Origin of the sequence: Streptomyces sp. NPDC006687 (genome assembly GCF_040636215.1) — a bacterium.
Lineage (GTDB): Bacteria > Actinomycetota > Actinomycetes > Streptomycetales > Streptomycetaceae > Streptomyces.
Map to the genome: position 1 here is coordinate 391,541 of NZ_JBEYJJ010000001.1, position 15,368 is coordinate 406,908.

14 protein-coding genes are annotated in these 15,368 nt (G+C 73.9%); 3 read left to right on the forward strand and 11 right to left on the reverse strand.

Annotated features, from left to right (window positions below):
* Positions 1 to 4: 4 nt before the first annotated feature.
* Genes ABZ716_RS01775 through ABZ716_RS01785 form a run of 3 tightly spaced genes read right to left on the reverse strand, consistent with a single transcriptional unit; the run spans position 5 to position 1,977 of the window.
* Positions 5 to 280 (reverse strand): hypothetical protein, encoded by a 276-nt coding sequence (locus ABZ716_RS01775; protein WP_358812512.1) that lies wholly within the window; start codon positions 278 to 280, stop codon positions 5 to 7.
* Between the two features lie 10 nt (positions 281 to 290).
* On the reverse strand, positions 291 to 1,010 hold the full coding sequence (locus ABZ716_RS01780; RefSeq protein WP_358955687.1) for a helix-turn-helix domain-containing protein: 720 nt from the start codon (positions 1,008 to 1,010) through the stop codon (positions 291 to 293).
* A gap of 37 nt (positions 1,011 to 1,047) precedes the next feature.
* The gene (locus tag ABZ716_RS01785; RefSeq protein WP_351879183.1) at positions 1,048 to 1,977 is read right to left on the reverse strand and encodes a diiron oxygenase; all 930 of its coding nucleotides are present in this window, start codon (positions 1,975 to 1,977) and stop codon (positions 1,048 to 1,050) included.
* A 206-nt stretch (positions 1,978 to 2,183) separates the two neighbouring features.
* Between ABZ716_RS01785 and ABZ716_RS01790 the strand changes: the two genes are divergently transcribed.
* The gene (locus tag ABZ716_RS01790; protein ID WP_358955690.1) at positions 2,184 to 3,314 is read left to right on the forward strand and encodes a ferritin-like domain-containing protein; all 1,131 of its coding nucleotides are present in this window, start codon (positions 2,184 to 2,186) and stop codon (positions 3,312 to 3,314) included.
* Between the two features lie 61 nt (positions 3,315 to 3,375).
* On the opposite strand, the gene ABZ716_RS01795 is transcribed toward ABZ716_RS01790, so the two are convergent.
* Entirely contained in the window at positions 3,376 to 4,836 is a 1,461-nt protein-coding gene (locus ABZ716_RS01795; RefSeq protein WP_358955693.1) for a penicillin-binding transpeptidase domain-containing protein, read from the reverse strand.
* Complete coding sequence (locus ABZ716_RS01800; protein ID WP_358955696.1) at positions 4,833 to 6,221, reverse strand: FtsW/RodA/SpoVE family cell cycle protein; 1,389 nt, start codon at positions 6,219 to 6,221, stop codon at positions 4,833 to 4,835. The genes ABZ716_RS01795 and ABZ716_RS01800 overlap by 4 nt, the downstream gene beginning before the upstream one ends.
* A gap of 291 nt (positions 6,222 to 6,512) precedes the next feature.
* Between ABZ716_RS01800 and ABZ716_RS01805 the strand changes: the two genes are divergently transcribed.
* Positions 6,513 to 7,661, forward strand: a complete 1,149-nt coding sequence (locus tag ABZ716_RS01805) for an NlpC/P60 family protein (RefSeq protein ID WP_358812516.1) — start codon at positions 6,513 to 6,515, stop codon at positions 7,659 to 7,661.
* Here the strand turns inward: ABZ716_RS01805 and ABZ716_RS01810 are convergent.
* Genes ABZ716_RS01810 through ABZ716_RS01830 form a run of 5 tightly spaced genes read right to left on the reverse strand, consistent with a single transcriptional unit; the run spans position 7,613 to position 13,630 of the window.
* Complete coding sequence (locus ABZ716_RS01810; RefSeq protein ID WP_358955699.1) at positions 7,613 to 8,872, reverse strand: styrene monooxygenase/indole monooxygenase family protein; 1,260 nt, start codon at positions 8,870 to 8,872, stop codon at positions 7,613 to 7,615. The two genes, ABZ716_RS01805 and ABZ716_RS01810, sit on opposite strands and share 49 nt — an antisense overlap.
* 13 nt (positions 8,873 to 8,885) lie before the next feature.
* Positions 8,886 to 9,569 carry an ATP/GTP-binding protein gene (locus ABZ716_RS01815; RefSeq protein ID WP_358812518.1) on the reverse strand — a complete coding sequence of 228 codons (684 nt, stop codon included), beginning with the start codon at positions 9,567 to 9,569 and terminating at the stop codon, positions 8,886 to 8,888.
* Complete coding sequence (locus ABZ716_RS01820; protein ID WP_351879203.1) at positions 9,550 to 9,933, reverse strand: DUF742 domain-containing protein; 384 nt, start codon at positions 9,931 to 9,933, stop codon at positions 9,550 to 9,552. The genes ABZ716_RS01815 and ABZ716_RS01820 overlap by 20 nt, the downstream gene beginning before the upstream one ends.
* Positions 9,930 to 10,409: a roadblock/LC7 domain-containing protein gene (locus tag ABZ716_RS01825; RefSeq protein ID WP_358812519.1), complete on the reverse strand. Its 480-nt coding sequence runs from the start codon at positions 10,407 to 10,409 to the stop codon at positions 9,930 to 9,932. The genes ABZ716_RS01820 and ABZ716_RS01825 overlap by 4 nt, the downstream gene beginning before the upstream one ends.
* Positions 10,406 to 13,630: a nitrate- and nitrite sensing domain-containing protein gene (locus ABZ716_RS01830; RefSeq protein WP_358955702.1), complete on the reverse strand. Its 3,225-nt coding sequence runs from the start codon at positions 13,628 to 13,630 to the stop codon at positions 10,406 to 10,408. Before ABZ716_RS01830 ends, ABZ716_RS01825 begins: the two co-directional genes overlap by 4 nt.
* A gap of 357 nt (positions 13,631 to 13,987) precedes the next feature.
* On the opposite strand from ABZ716_RS01830, the gene ABZ716_RS01835 reads away from it, so the two are divergent.
* A complete protein-coding gene (locus tag ABZ716_RS01835; protein ID WP_358955705.1) occupies positions 13,988 to 14,761 on the forward strand; it encodes a hypothetical protein in 774 nt (257 codons plus the stop codon).
* A 133-nt stretch (positions 14,762 to 14,894) separates the two neighbouring features.
* Here the strand turns inward: ABZ716_RS01835 and ABZ716_RS01840 are convergent, their stop codons facing one another.
* Positions 14,895 to 15,335 (reverse strand): MarR family transcriptional regulator, encoded by a 441-nt coding sequence (locus ABZ716_RS01840; protein ID WP_351879214.1) that lies wholly within the window; start codon positions 15,333 to 15,335, stop codon positions 14,895 to 14,897.
* Positions 15,336 to 15,368 lie beyond the last annotated feature (33 nt).

The window sequence follows — 15,368 nt, forward strand, 5'->3', positions numbered from 1 at the left end:
CGGGTCAGGCGCCGGGAGGCTGCGGCTTCGTCCAGGGCCAGCGGAGTCTCGGCTTCTCGCCCGTCCCGCGGTACGTGTACTTCCAGCCCTTCTGGAGCCCCAGCCGCTTCGTGTGGCCCGACGGCACCCTCTCGTACAGCAGGACCGTCGGCGGCCCCCCGTCGGCCGCCGGGACCGGGATCTCGTACCACTTCGACGGGTGTCCCGTCGGGCCGAGGAGGATCGGCAGGACCCGGCCGTCCATCGGGCCGCCCTCGAAGGGGGTCGGTTCGCTCTTCACCCCACCAGTGTCACAGGAGGTGGGCGGCCTCGGAGACCACGGGGATCACGCGCCGGACGAGGAGTGAGGCCGGGCCGTCGGGGCGTTCCAGGGCGAGGGCGGCGCGGGCGGCGGTGGCCGTTTCGGGGTCGGTGGCGGCGGTGGCGGTCAGGAGGGCGATGAACTGGTCGACCAGCCAGTCGCGCAGGGTGGCGGCCTCCGGCTGCTTGCCCTCGTCCAGCCAGATCAGGGAGGCCCCCTCGACCGCGGTGATCCAGGTGCGGACCATCATCCTCAGCCGCGGCCCGGGCCCGGGGGCCGGGACGTCGAGGTGGAGGAGGATCTGTTCGGCGGCCGCGCGGCGGATGCCGTCCACGGTGGCGGTGGTGCGGGAGGTGCCGACGACGCTGCCGCCCTGGAGGAGGGCGGCGAAGCCGGCGTCGTGTTCGTCGACGAAGGCCAGATAGCGGTCGAGGACCCGGGAGAGCCGTCCGGTGAGCGGCCCGGCCTGGGGTTCGGCGAAGCACAGTTCGAGGACGTCCGCGGCGGAGCGCAGGGCGGCCTCGTACAGCTGCTGTTTGCCGCCGGGGAAGTAGCGGTAGACCAGCGGCCGCGAGACGCCCGCGGCCTCCGCGACCTCGTCGAGGGAGACGTCCTCCGGCGCCCGGTGCGCGAACAGCGACAGGGCGGCGTCGAGGAGTTGGGCTCGCCGCTCCTCGACGCTCAGTCTGCGGTAGGCGCGTACGGTCATGTCCGCAGCGTAGACGTACGGTGCGGCGCGCGGGGCGTTACGCGAGGAGGCCGGAGCTCTTCCAGAGGCGGCGGCCGGCTCCGCGCAGGACGCCGATGTCGTCGAGGAAGTCGGTGAGCCGCTTGGCTCCGGCCTGCATGACCTCGCGGCGGTGGCCGCTGGCCCTGACCTGGGCGACGGCCTCGCGCCGGTCGAGGCCGACGTTGTCGTAGACGGCCGGGTTGACGAAGGCCCGGGAGAACACGCGGGCGGCCTCGCCGCAGCTGATCCGGGTCAGTTCGCGCTCCCAGAGCGGGGCGGTCAGCATCTGGCGGCGCAGTTCCTCGCGGGCGTAGCGGACGTGCCGGGCCTCCTCGACGACGTGGATGCGGGTCACTCCGCGCACGAGGGGCTGGATGCGCTCGTCGGGGAAGGTCAGGCGCTGCATCCAGTCGAGGATCTCCTCGCCGAGGAGGGTGCAGGCGAAGGAGCCGGGGGTGGTCGAGACGGTCTTGAGGACGCGCGCGAGGTTGTGGTGGGCGCGGGTGACCGGGTAGGCGGGGGCTCCACCCGTCTGGATCATGCGGGCGAACATCATCGAGTGCCGGCACTCGTCGGCGATCTCGGTGAGGGCGTAGCGGACGTGGTTGCTGGTCAGCGGCTTGTCGTAGATGTGCCGGACGAGGAGCTGCATGAGGATGATCTCGAACCAGATGCCGAGCGAGGCCAGGGACGCGGCCTCGTGGCGGGAGAGTTCGATGCGCTGCTCCTCGCCCATCTTCTTCCACAGCGGGGTGTCGTAGAGGGAGAGCAGCTCCGGCGGCCAGTAGTACTTGCCGTCGACGGGCGGGGCCTGCCAGTCGAGTTCCTTGTCGGGGTCGAAGGAGTGCTTGGCGGAGGATTCGAGAAGGCGCTCGGCGATCTGCTCGCGGTCCTTGAGGAGGCCGAGGGCGTCCCTCAGCGCGGCTCGCTGTGTCACGGTCGTCATGGCTCGGGGCACCTCGGCGTTCGGGTTACCAGGGGTCACGTCTGGGGTCACGTCTTATAAGACTGCTTGTCAGCAAGGTCGTCAATCCCCCGCGCACGACTTGTTGACCCCGTGTCTACCAACGTGTGACGCTGCCAACTGTCCGGTACCGCAAGGAAGTGCGGACGTACGGCAGCACGGCAGCACCCTGAGACGAGGAGGCGTCAGTGTCGACGCACGAGCTCTACACCACGGCCCCGGGCGAGGACGTCTGGCAGGTGCCCGCCACCGGCTCGGCCCGCTTCAGCTGGGAGTACGACGAGGGCCGCGAACGCCTCCTCGCCCTCTACCAGAAGGGCAAGGACAAGCAGTGGGACGGCGCCAAGCGCGTCGACTGGGACATCGAGGTGGACCCGTACGACCCGCTGGGCACCCCCGACGAGGCGCTGACCCTCTACGGCACCCGGCACTGGTCCAAGCTCACCGAACGGGACAGGGGCGACCTGCGCCGCCACTACGCCGCCTGGAACTTCAGCCAGTTCCTCCACGGCGAGCAGGGCGCGATGGTGTGCGCGGCGCGCATCGTGGAGTCCGTGCCGGACCTGGACGCCAAGTTCTACTCCGCCACCCAGACCATGGACGAGGCCCGGCACGCCGAGGTCTTCGGGCGCTTCCTGCACGAGAAGATCGGGATGCTCTACCCCGTCAACGACAGCCTCCAGGGGCTGCTCGGCGACACCCTGCGCGATTCGCGCTGGGACATGCCGTACCTCGGCATGCAGGTGCTCATCGAGGGGCTGGCGCTGGCCGCGTTCGGGATGATCCGCGACACGACGGACAAACCGCTGCCCAAGCAGATCCTCGCGTACGTGATGCAGGACGAGGCCCGCCACGTGGCCTTCGGGCGGATGGCCCTGCGCGACTACTACCGGCAGCTGACGGACGCCGAGCTGCGCGAGCGCGAGGAGTTCGTCATCGAGGGCTGCTACCTGATGCGGGACCGGCTGCGCGGGGTGGAGGTGCTGGAGAACTTCGGCGTCCCGCGGCGGGAGGCGGAGGAGTTCTCCGAGCAGTCGGAGTTCCTGCACCTGTTCCGCAGGCTGCTGTTCAGCCGGATCGTGCCGTGCGTGAAGGACATCGGGCTGTGGGGCGAGCGGCTGCAGAAGGCGTACCTGGACATGGGGGTCTTCGAGATGGGCGACTCCAGCCTCGACCTGCTGATGAGCCAGGACGAGGAGATCGCCGAGGCCCTCGACCGGGAGCGCTTCGCGGCCGAGGAGCGCGACCGGGTGGAGGAGGTGGAAGCCACCGTCCGGGAGGGGGCGGAGGGCCGAGAGGACGGAAGGATGGAACGCTGAGAGGGCGGAGGGCGGAGGGCGGAGGGCTGAGGGGGGGGCGGAAGGCTGAGAGGCCCGGGGCTCAGCGGGGGGTCAGGGCCGCCTGCATCATCGCGCGGGCGATCGGGGCCGCCGCGCCGTTGCCGCTGATGTCACCCCGTACCGCCGAGGCGTCCTCGACCACCACCGCCACCGCCACCGCCGGCCGCGGAGCCCCCTGTGCGGCCGCCCAGCCGATGAACCAGGCGTACGGCGTGCCCGCGTTGCCGACCCCGTGCTGGGCGGTGCCGGTCTTGCCGCCGACCCGCGCTCCCGGGATCGCCGCGTTGCGGCCCGTCCCCTCCTCCACCACCTTCACCATCAGCTCCTGCATCCGCAGCGCCGTGGGCGGGCTCATCGCCCGGCCCAGCGTGCGCGGGTCGGAGCGGCGGAGCAGCCCGCCGCCGCGGCGGGTCGTACGGTCCACCAGGTAGGGGGTTTCGATCTCGCCGCCGTTGGCCACCGCCGCCGCCACCATCGCCATCTGCAGCGGCGTGGCCCTGGTGTTGAACTGGCCGATCGAGGACAGCGCCAGCTGGTCCGGGCTCATGTCGGTGTCGAAGTCCGACCGCGACACCCACGACGGCACCCGCAGCTGCCCGTCGTTGAACCCGAACCGCTGCGCCGCCTCCACCATCCCCCGCAGGCCCACCCGCACCCCGATCCCCGCCATGACCGTGTTGCACGACCACTGCACCGCCTCCGCCATCGAGGCGTCCTCGCAGCCCGTGCCCGCGTTCGGCAGCACGGTGTCCGTGCCCGGCAGGGTGTACGGGTCCGGTGTGCGGGTGGGCGCGTCCACATCGGTGACCACGCCCGCGTCCAGGGCCGCTGCCGCCGTCACGATCTTGAAGGTGGAGCCCGGCGGATACGTCTCGCGCAGCGCCCGGTTGAGCATCGGCTTGGCGGGGTCCGCGTTCAGCCGCGCCCAGGCCGCCTTGACCGCCGTACCGGTGCCGGAGAGCAGGCCCGGGTCGTACGAGGGGCTGCTGACCAGGGCCAGGATCCGTCCGGTCGCCGGCTCCAGCGCCACTGCCGCGCCCCGCTTGCCGCCGAGCCCCTGGTAGGCGGCCCGCTGCACGGAGGCGCGCAGGGTCGTCAGGGCGTCGCCTCCGTCGGGGCGGCCGCGCGAGAGCTCGTACCAGAGGGGGAAGGCGGAGAGCCCCGGGTCGGTGCCGGCCAGCACGGCGTCCTCGGCGCGCTCGGCGAAGCTGGTCCCGTACGTCTGGGAGGAGAAGCCGGTGACGGGCGCGTAGAGCGGGCCGTCGGTGTAGGTGCGCTCGTAGCGCAGCAGCTGACCGCTGTCCCGGGAGCCGGTGACGGGCCGCCCGTCGACCAGGAGGTTCCCGCGGGGCTGCGCGTAGCGTGCGACGGCGGGGCGCTTGTTGGCCGGGTTCGCCCCGTAGGCGGCCGATTCCCAGACCTGTACGCGGGCCACGTTGACCAGCAGGGCGGCGAGGAGCAGGACGCAGAAGTACGCGCACCAGCGGATGTAGCGGATCATCCGGCCGCCCCGTCGCGGCGGGCGCTGTCGCTGAGCCGCACGAGCAGCGCGACGATGATCCAGTTGGTGACGACGGAGGAGCCGCCCTGCGCCAGGAAGGGCATGGCCATGCCGGTGAGCGGGATCAGGCCGGTGACGCCCCCGGCGATGACGAAGACCTGGAGCGCGACGATCGAGGCCAGCCCGGTGGCGAGCAGCCGCCCGAAGGGGTCGCGGAGCGCGAGCCCGGCGCGGAAGCCGCCGGAGACGAGCAGACCGTAGAGGAGCAGGAGGGCGGTCAGGCCGACGAGGCCGAGCTCCTCGCCCGCGGTGGCGAGGACGAAGTCCGACTTGGCGGCGAAACCGATCAGGAAGGACTGGCCGTGGCCGAGGCCGGCGCCGAGCAGGCCCCCGGCGGCGAAGGCGAAGAGGGACTGGGCGAGCTGGCCGGGGCCCTGGCCGCGTTCGATGGAGGCGAAAGGATTCATCCAGTCCTGGACGCGGCTGTGGACATGCGGTTCGAGGGTCCCGACGGCGTACGCCCCGAGCGCGGCCAGCAGCAGCCCGACGGCGATCCAGCCGATGCGGCCGGTGGCGGTGAACAGCATGATCACGAAGAGGCCGAAGAAGAGGAGCGAGGTGCCGAGGTCCCGTTCCAGGACGAGGACCCCGACGCTGAGCAGCCAGATCGTCAGGATGGGTCCGAGGACCCGGCCGGGCAGCAGGCGGACGCGCCACAGGAGCCGGCGGCCGGTGAGGGCGAGGGCGGTGCGGTTGGCGGCGAGGTAGGAGGCGAAGAAGACGGCGAGCAGGATCTTGGCGAACTCCCCCGGCTGGAAGGACAGCCCGGCGAAGCGGATCCAGATGTGGGCGCCGTTGACGGCCGGGAAGAACACGGGGACGAGCATCAGCGCGAGGGCGGCGGTGACGGAGAGGTAGGCGTACCGCTGGAGCACGCGGTGGTCGCGCAGCCCGACGACGACCACCGCGAACAGCCCCACCCCCAGCCCCGACCACCCCAGCTGGTCCCCCGCACCGGTCTCCCCCGGGGCGGCGAGGTCGAGTCGCTCGATGAGGACGAGGCCGAGGCCGTTGAGGAGGACGGCGATGGGGAGCAGCAGCGGGTCGGCGTAGGGCGCCCGGAGGCGTACGGCGAGGTGCGCGAGGAGCGCGGCGACGGCCAGACCGGCGGCGTAGTGGAGGGTGGAGCCGCCCGGCGCGGCCCCGGGGACCCCGCGGGCGGCGAGGCCGACGTAGGCGTGGCCCAGCGCGGAGATCAGCACGGCTCCGGCGAGGAGCGTCAGCTCGATGCCCCGGCGCGTGGGAACGCGGGCGCCGGGGGCGGGCGGCGGAGCGGGCTCGGGCTCCGTCACCTGCGCCGTGAGGGCGGGCGGGGGCGGGGGCATACGGGCAACGTAGCAAGGCGGGCGCCCCTATGTCCGGTTATGCCATAGTCTGCCGAGGAGTCGTCAGAAACGGTCAGGATCGTGGGGGGCGCGATCGCGGGGGCGGGGGGCTCCGCCGGACGGGGCCGTGTCGGGGGGCTCCCCCGCCGGCCTCACCGTCCTCCCGCGGCGGGCCGACCCGTCAAGCCCCCCTCCCCAGGCCCCCATCCGAGTGGCGCCCCGCCCTCCGCCCGGCCGGGTCCGCTGCCCGGAAGCCGCCGCGTGGCAGCATCGGGCAGCGGAGGTGATTACATGACAAACCGACTGCAACGACTGATCCGTCTCGGCTGTCTCGCCGCCGTCGTCGTTGCCGCCGCCGGACCTCCGCCCGCCGCCCGGGCCGAGCCCGTCGGGGAGTTGCTCACGCGGTTGCAGGGCTTGTACCAGCAGGCCGAGGAGGCCGCCGAGGCGTACAACGCCGCCGAGGCCGCCCTGAAGGACCGTCAGGCGGAGCAGGAGCGGCTCGGGTCCGCCCTCGGCAGGGCCCGGTCCTCCCTGGACGCCGAGCGGGCCACCGCCGGGCGGCTCGCCCGGGAGCAGTACCAGGGGGTCCGGGCCGGCGGGCTCTCCCCGTACCTGCGGATGCTGCTCTCCGGCGACCCCCAGCAGGCCCTCGACCAGCGTCGCCTCGCCGCCCGCGAGGGAGCCCGGCGGGCCGGGGTCGTGGCCCGGCTGGAGCGGGACCGCAAGCAGGCGGGTGCGCTCGCCGACGCCGCCCGCAAGGCCCTCGACGCGCAGCAGACCCTCGCGGCCCGGCAGAAGGAGGCGCAGAAGCAGGTCACCGGCCGGCTCAAGGAGGTCGAGCGGCTGCTCGCCGGGCTGACCCCCGCCGAGATCGCCGGGCTCGGCGCCCGGGAGGCGGCCGTCACCGCCGGGGCGCAGCGCCGGCTGGTGGACTCGGGCCGGCTGCCCGCCCGTACGACCCCGCCCACCGCCGCGGGCGACGCCGCCCTCCGCTACGCCGCCGCCCAGCTCGGCAAGCCGTACGTGTGGGGCGCCGAGGGGCCGGGCTCCTTCGACTGCTCCGGGCTGACCTCGCAGGCGTGGGAGCACGCCGGGCGGTCCATCCCCCGGACCAGCCAGGAGCAGTGGGCGCGGCTGCCCCGGGTGCCGCTGGACCGGCTGCGCCCCGGGGACCTGGTGGTCTACTTCCCCAAGGCGACCCACGTCGCCCTCTACATCGGCGACGGCAAGGTGATCCAGGCGCCCCGTCCCGGGGCCAGGGTGAAGGTCTCCCCCATCGCGGCGAACCCGCTCCTGGGCGCGGTCCGCCCCGATCCGGACGGGACCCCCCTCGCCCGTTTCACCCCGCCGCCCCTGCCCGAGGCGGCGGCGACGGGGGACGACACCGGTTACGACGCCGAGACGGAACCCTCGGCCTCCGCGACCTCGGCCAGGTAGTCGGCGGTGTCCTCGGCGTCGTAGAAGTACGCGTCGAAGTCGGCCGGGTTGTCGAAGCCGTTGGCGAACCGGTCCGCCACGCGCTGGTACCGCCCGGCCGCCCCGATCAGGCCGAGGACGTGCTCCGGCGGGGTGCCCAGCATGGCGTTGGTCCACTGGGTGACCGGCTTGCCGGTGGTGAACCAGTACCGGTCGAAGGTGGCCTTCATCCACGACTCGTCGAACGGCTTGTCGCCGTGCATCAGGATCGACGACAGGTAGGAGGCGGCGCACTTCGCGGCCGCGTTCGCCCCCTGCCCGGTGACGGGGTCGTTGGCGACGACCACGTCCGCCACGCCCAGCACCAGCCCGCCGCCGGGCAGCCGCCCGACGGGCTTGCGCACCACCGGGGCGTAACGGCCCGACAGGGTGGCGCCCGCGTCCGTCAGCTCGACCTTCGTCGCGCGCGCGTACTCCCACGGGACGTACTTCTCCATGAGCTCCAGCGTCAGCTCAAGGTGTTCGCCGGGGTCGTTGACGCCCCGGAAGACATCCAGCGGCCCGCCCGGGACGCCTTCCCAGAACAGGATGTCCGCCCGGCCCGAGGTCGTCAGCGTGGGCATGACGAACAGCTCGCCGACACCGGGGACGAGGTTGCAGCGCACCGCGTCGGTGTCCGGGTGCTCGGGGCGCGGCGCGAGCCCGTGGACGTAGGCGACGGCCAGCGCCCGCTGGGGGCTGTCGTACGGGGAGCGTGCCGCGTCCCGCCCGAACATCGAGACGAGCTCGCCCTTGCCGGCGGCGACGAGCACGAGCTCGTAGGCGTGCGAGAAGTAGTCCAGGTCGGCGACGGACGCGCCGTGGATGACCAGCTGCCCGCCCCGCTGGACGAACACGTCGAGCCAGCCGGCCATCTTGACGCGCTGGTCCACGGACTGCGCGTAGCCCTTGAGCCGCCCGAGCCAGTCGACGGCGCGGCCGCCGTCGGGTGCGGCGACGGAGACGCCGAGGCCCTGGATCCGGGGGGCCTGGCGCTCCCAGAAGTTCAGCTGGAGGTCGCGCTCGTGCCGGAGCGCGGAGTCGAACATGCACTGCGTGGACATGACCCGTCCGGTGCGGATCTCGTCCGCCGTCCGGTTGGACATGAGGGTGACCTCGTAGCCCTTCGCCTGGAGGCCGAGGGCGAGCTGGAGGCCGGACTGCCCGGCCCCCACGACAAGTATCCTGCGCATCTCACGTCCTCAATCAGAGCGGTGCGGTACCGGACTGTTCCGGGGTGGTGTCCAGGGCGTGCCCGACCAGGGTCAGCAGGGACTCGACGACCGTGGCCCGGCGCCGCGCGTCCATGATCACGACGGGGACCTCCGGCGGGATCGTGAGCGCCTCCCGCACGTCCTCCGGCTCGTAGGACTTCGAGCCCTCGAAGTGGTTGACGGCGACGGCGTACGGCAGCCCACAGCTCTCGAAGTAGTCGAGGGCGGGGAAGCAGTCGCGCAGCCGGCGGGTGTCGGCGAGGACCAGGCCGCCGATCGCACCGCGCACCAGGTCGTCCCACATGAACCAGAACCGCTCCTGGCCCGGCGTCCCGTACACGTACAGCACGAGGTCGTCGGCGAGGGTGACGCGGCCGAAGTCCATGGCGACGGTGGTGGTGCTCTTGTCCGGGGTCCCGGTCAGGTCGTCGGTGGGGACGCTGGCCTGGGTCATCACCGCCTCGGTGCGCAGCGGGGTGATCTCGGAGACGGAGGACACGAAGGTGGTCTTGCCGACGCCGAATCCGCCCGCGACCAGCACCTTGACGGCGACGGGCGCGCGCGAGCGGTCGTACTGCCACGGCTGGACGGGTTCGTCGTCCAGCAGCACCGCGACGCCGTCGGACTCGGCCCCGGACGCGGTTCCGGACGCGGCTTCAGAGACGGCGAAGGCCATCGAGCACCCTTTCCAGCAGCGCGCGGTCGGGGCGGCCGGTGCCGTGCCCGGTGCCGTAGACGCGGATCCGGCCCTGGTCGGCGAGGTCGCTGACCAGGACGCGGACCACGCCGAGCGGCAGCTTCAGCAGCGCCGCTATCTCGGCGATGGTCCGCATCCGCCGGCACACCTCGACGATGGCCCCCATCTCGGGCATCCGGTCGGGCGTCTTGGCCGGTCCGGCGTCCAGGGTGGCGACGAACGTCTCCACCAGCAGCACCTGCGTGAAGCGGGTGCGGCCGCCCGTCAGGGAGTACGGGCGGACGCGGGCGGGGCGGCGGCCGGCTCCGCGTATCGGCAGCCGGTCGGAGGCCGGACTCCTCACGGGGTGTTCTCCATCGACTGGCGCAGCTCGCTGCGGACTTCGGGGGTCAGGACGTGGCCGGCGCGGCCGACGAAGAGGGCCATGTGGTAGGCGACGACGCCCATGTCGCAGTCGGGCGTGGCGTGCACGCCCAGCAGGGAGCCGTCGCTGATGGACATGACGAAGACGGAGCCGTTCTCCATCGCCACCATGGTCTGCTTGACCGCGCCGAACTCCATGAGGGCGGCCGCGCCGGTGGTGAGGCTGCCGAGCCCGGACACGATGGTGGCGAGGTCGGCGGAGGCCCCGCGGGGGCCCTTGGGCCGGCCGGCCGCCCTGGCGGACTCCGCCGCCGGCTCGGAGGAGAGCAGCAGCAGCCCGTCCGAGGACACGACCGCGACGGAGTTGACCCCGGGCACCTCCTCCACCAGGTCGGTCAGCAGCCACTGCAGGTTGCGGGCCTGGCTGCTCAGTCCGTACGTACTGGGCGCGGTCATGTGCGTGCCTCCTGTGCGGTGTCCCCCTGGTCTGTGTGTCCCTGCCCGTGGGCCGGCCGCTGGTCCTGCGCCAGTTCGGCGGCGGCGACCCGGCGCCCGTCCTGGGCGCCCTGGTAGAACCCGCCGAGACGGCGGCGCAGTTCCTCGGCGTCGACCCGGCGCGGCTCGGGGCGGGCCGCGGCGGGACCTCCGGCGCCGCCGCCGGGGGCGGCCACGGCGCGCGGGGTGCGCTTGGGGAGACCCTTGGCGGTGACGGGCTCGCCGGCGGGCTCGGGGTGGCTGCCCTGGCGGGGGACGAAGCCGCCCTCCGCGTCGGGGGCCCGTCGGTGTCCGCCCTGGTCGGCGTCGGTGCGCGCACGGCGCGGCAGCCCTGCCTTCGGCTGTACGGCTCCACCGGGAGCGGTAGCCGGTTCCCCGGCGGCGCCCCCCTGTGCGGGGTCGGCCACCGCGAAGCCGTCGGCCACGCCGTCGGCTTCGCCGCGCGGGAGCCGTCCCTCCTCGGAACCACCCCCGTCCGGCGCCTCCGCCGTGGGGGCGGGCACGGTGAACACCTGGTCGCCGGGCGGCAGGTCCTCGAACCCGTCCGCCACGTCGGGCACGACCCGTGCCGGCAACTCCTCGGCGGGCGTCTCGGCGCCGGACTCGGCTGCGGCCGGCCCGTGGGTGCCGAGCGCGGTGGCGACGGGTTCGCCGGCGTCCGGCGTCCCGGCGGCGTCGGGCCCGGTGCCTGAGGCGTCGGTCGCGGAGGGGACGGTCGCGGTGGCGTCGGTCGCGGTGGCCTCGGCCCCGGCCGGGAGGACCTCGTCGGACGGGGGCGGCGGGGCGTCCTCGAACGCCTCGGCCAGCGGTATGACCCGGGCGGGCCGTTCCCCGTCCGCGGCGTCGGCGGCCTCGCGCGGGGCGGCCGGGGCGCCGAACGCCTCCGTCACCAGGTCCGGGGCGTCCTCGTACCCGGCGGTGACGGCCTCCGCCGTCTCCACCGCCTCCGCCGTCTCCGCCTCGAAGGCTTCGGCGGGCGGGAGCCCCGTGGCCGTCTCCTCCGGGGCCGGGGCGGGCGCCGTGGGCGGGCGCAGCCGGGGCGGGAGGGTGTGCTCGTTGGCCTCGGCGATCACGCCCGGCAGCTGGAACGCCGGGATGCCCGAGGCGCCCAGGCTGTGGACCGGGGAGGCCGGCGGGGCGTCCGGCAGCAGCGCGCCCGGGATGACCACGACGGCCTCGGTGCCGCCGTGGGCGGCGGGGCGCAGCTCGGCGGTGACGCCGTGGCGGGCGGCGAGCCGTCCGGCGACGTACAGGCCGAGGCCCAGGCCGTGTTCGGCCTCGGGCTCCTCGTCGTACGCCTCCGGGGTGGCGAGGCGGGAGTTCAGGGCGTCGAGCCGGTCACCGGTGACGCCGATGCCCTCGTCGACGACGGACAGCACCACGTCACCCGCGTCGGTGATCAGCCCGGAGACCTTCACCTTGGCTTCCGGCGGGGAGAACGTGGTGGCGTTCTCCAGGAGTTCGGCGACCACGTGGGAGATGTCGTCGGCGGCGTGCCCGGCGACCATCGTGTAGGAGGGCAGGGCCGTCAGGTCGACGCGTTCGTAGCGCTCGATCTCGCTGACGGCGGCCCGCATGACGTCGACCAGCGGCACCGGCAGGCTCTGGCCGTGGCCGTGCTCCTGGCCGGCGAGGACCAGGAGGTTCTCGTTGTGGCGGCGCATGACCGTGGCGAGGTGGTCGAGCTTGAAGAGGGTGGCGAGCCGGTCCGGGTCGCCTTCCTTGGACTCCAGCTCCTCGATCACGGCGAGCTGGCGCTCGACCAGGCCGAGGGTGCGCAGCGAGAGCGAGACCGAGGTGGTCGACATGATGCGGCGGTGCTCTTCGAGCCCGGCGCGCAGCTGCGCCAGTTCCGCTTCCAGGGCCTTGCGGGTGGTGGCCGTCTCCTTCTCCAGGGCCTCGCGGGCGGCGGAGAGGGCTTCGTTGCGGCCGATGAGCCGGCGCCGGTCGGCGTCGAGTCCGGCGATCTTGGTGTGGAGGGCGACGGTCTGCTCGCGGACGGCGTTGAGGTGCCGGACGACCTCGGCGAACTCGTCGTTGCGGCCGGTGAAGCGCACCGGCTCCTGGGAACCCTCCGGCGTGGTGAGCCGTTCGGCGCCGCGGCGCAGGACGGACAGCGGCCGGGTCAGGGAGCGGGCGACGCCGGTGGAGAAGCCGATGACGAAGAGGAAGAGGACGCCGAGCCCGGCGACCATCAGCTCCAGCCGGGTGACGTCGTCGTCGCGCTGGGCGGCGAGGGCGGTGGCCCGCTGCGCGGCGAGGGTGGCCTCGACGGAGCGCATCCGGTCGAGGCGGGCGGTCAGCGCGGTGGCGAGGGCGCCGGGGTCGGTGGCCTTGCGTTCGGCCGCGGTCAGGGCGGGCCGCTCGGTGAGCCGCTTGAGCTGGTCCTCGGCGGTCCTGACCTCGGGGCCGGTGACGGTGGCGGCGAGGGTTTGGCGTACGTCGGGGCGCGCGGCGCGCGTGAAGTCGTCGAGGGCGGCCTGTTCGCGGACGCGGGAGCGCTGGGCGGCGGCGCTGAGCTCGTCGGCGACCGCGTTGCCCGGGGCCTGTTCGGCGCGGGGGACGGCCAGCGAGGCGAGCAGCAGCCCGCGGGTGGCGGACGCCTGGTCCACGGCCTGGCCCAGCGGGGCCATGGGCCGGGTGACGGCGAGGGCGGCCTCGGCACGCGGCGGGGTGAGCTCGGCGAGCCGGTCGCCGGGCGCGAGGAGTTCGGTGATGACGCCGGCGTACGCCTGCTGGGCGGCCACGGCGGTGCCCTTGCCGTCGACGGCCTCGGCGCGGGCGGCCTTGATGTGTCCGAGGGCGCGGGCGAGGTCCTCGTCGGCCTCCGGGCGGAGTTCGGCGAGCTGGCGGTCGGTGCGCGCGGTGCGCTCGTCGACGGTCGCCTTGGCGTTGCCGGGCCGTCCCTTGGCCGCGTACTCGACGACGGCGTCGCGCTCGTCGCCGAGGAGGTGGACGAGGGTGAGGGCGTGCTGTGTCTGTTCGGCAAGGGTGACGAGTCGCTGGGAGTCGTCCAGTTCCCTGGTGGCGGAGACGACGGCGGGGGTGCCGGCCGCGAGGACGGTGAGTCCGGCGACTGCTACTCCGACGACCAGCCTGCTGCGGACGCGGACGCGTCGTGCTGCGTTGGCCGGTCCGTCGGCGCTGGCGGTGCCGTTCTTCCGAGACCGCTTCTTCTGCACCGGTGCTCGCAATCCTGTACGTGAGGTCGTGCTCGTCTACTCGTGTGGCCGAGGTAACGGCCGGTCAACAAGTAAACGCCTCCTGCCCCCTCGTACCGCCTCAGACCTTCGCAGTGTGTTGGGAGGAGAGCCGCACATCGCCCACCCGGCCACTCGAAGGAGTGAACATCACGGAGGAGTGGCCGACCAACTCGGGCACGGCGTGCCAGGGGCCCTCCGTGGACGGGTGGTTGAAAGATCGAGGCGGGCTTTGGCAATATGCCCGCCCACACGTACCGGCGGCACCCCTTCCGCCCTTGGTCCGTACCTGATGCGCCTGACCGGCCCCAACGGGCCCCCGGTGGGCAGAATGTCCGCATGCGCATCGACCTGGCTTCGGCCCCCGGCAGTGCGGAACGCCCCAACGAGGACTGGGTGTCGGCGTCGACACCTGCGGCGGGAGGGGGTGTTGTGGTCGTCCTGGACGGGGTCACTCCGCCTCGCGGGGAGGACGGCTGTGTGCACGGAGTGCCCTGGTTCGCCACCCGGTTGGGCGGTCGATTGACCGAACTGTCCGGATCGCGACGGGACATGCCGCTCGACCGGATCCTGGCGCGGGCCATCGGGGACACGGCCGACGCCCATCGGGGCACCTGTGACCTTTCTCACGTCCGCACTCCACAGGCGACCGTGGTCGTGGCGCGCTGGGACGAGGCGTGCGTGGAGCACCTGGTGCTGTCGGACTCCGTCCTGCTGCTGCGGGACCCCGCCGGCGCGGTCACGGCGGTCCGCGACGACCGGCTGGACCGGATCCCGCCGGAGGTGCGCGGCTCGGTGGCGGCGACGGACGCCCTGCGCAACGCCGAGGGCGGCTTCTTCACGGCCGCCGCCGACCCCTCGGTGGCGGGCCGGGCCGTCGTGGGGCGCACCCCGCGCGGGCGGGTGGGGGCGCTGGCCGCGCTGACGGACGGGGCGAGCCGGTGGACGGACACCTTCGGAGAGGGCGACTGGGCGGCCTGCCTGGAGGTGCTGCGCGAGGAGGGGGCGCGGGGGCTGATCGGGCGGGTGAGGGCCATCGAGTCCGACCCGCTGCGCCCGCCGGCCCGCCACAAGCGGCACGACGACGCCTCGGCGGTGTACGCGGAGCTCTGACGCGGCACCGGCCGAGGGTCAGCGGACGCGGGGCGGCGGGCCCGGGGCGGCGGGCACCCATCCGGGACGCCGGGTGCGGGGCGGCGGCGGGCCCGGGTCCGGAGGCCGGAGGCGCCGCCCGCCCCGGCGGCGGCTACTCCTCGCCGGAGTTCAGCTGGTTGAGCAGCCGGGCCAGCTCGGCGACCTCGCCGCGGTCCCAGTCGGCCAGTTTGCGCATGTACTGCTCGCGCCGGGCGCCCCGTACGCGCAGGAACCGGTTGCGGCCCTCGTCCGTGAGGCCGACGAGGAAGGCGCGGCCGTCGGCGGGGTCCGGCTCGCGGGCGACCAGGCCCAGCACCTCCAGGGCGCGCAGCTGGCGGCTCATGGTGGCCTTGCCGACGCCGAAGTAGGCGGCGAGCTCGGTGGCCCGCTGGCGGCCGGCGGCCTCCAGACGGACGAGCAGTCCGTACGCGGCGGGCTCCAGCTCCGGGTGCAGGGCGCGGGCCATCTCGCCCGAGGAGGCCCGGGCCCGCCGGAGGAAGACGGACAGCTCCCGCTCCAGCGCGAGGAACTCCTGGTCTTCACTGCCGTGCACGTGCCGCTCCCATCCCTGGAGGGGTGCGAGCCT

What these genes read in the sequence shown, in the direction of transcription:
- ABZ716_RS01800 (WP_358955696.1), bottom strand. Translation starts at nt 6,221, where the DNA reads ATGCCCCCGCCCCCGCCCGCCCTCACGGCGCAGGTGACGGAGCCCGAG.
- ABZ716_RS01780 (WP_358955687.1), bottom strand. Translation starts at nt 1,010, where the DNA reads ATGACCGTACGCGCCTACCGCAGACTGAGCGTCGAGGAGCGGCGAGCC.
- ABZ716_RS01835 (WP_358955705.1), top strand. Translation starts at nt 13,988, where the DNA reads ATGCGCATCGACCTGGCTTCGGCCCCCGGCAGTGCGGAACGCCCCAAC.
- ABZ716_RS01815 (WP_358812518.1), bottom strand. Translation starts at nt 9,569, where the DNA reads ATGGCCTTCGCCGTCTCTGAAGCCGCGTCCGGAACCGCGTCCGGGGCC.
- ABZ716_RS01825 (WP_358812519.1), bottom strand. Translation starts at nt 10,409, where the DNA reads ATGACCGCGCCCAGTACGTACGGACTGAGCAGCCAGGCCCGCAACCTG.
- ABZ716_RS01795 (WP_358955693.1), bottom strand. Translation starts at nt 4,836, where the DNA reads ATGATCCGCTACATCCGCTGGTGCGCGTACTTCTGCGTCCTGCTCCTC.
- ABZ716_RS01785 (WP_351879183.1), bottom strand. Translation starts at nt 1,977, where the DNA reads ATGACGACCGTGACACAGCGAGCCGCGCTGAGGGACGCCCTCGGCCTC.
- ABZ716_RS01810 (WP_358955699.1), bottom strand. Translation starts at nt 8,872, where the DNA reads ATGCGCAGGATACTTGTCGTGGGGGCCGGGCAGTCCGGCCTCCAGCTC.
- ABZ716_RS01805 (WP_358812516.1), top strand. Translation starts at nt 6,513, where the DNA reads ATGACAAACCGACTGCAACGACTGATCCGTCTCGGCTGTCTCGCCGCC.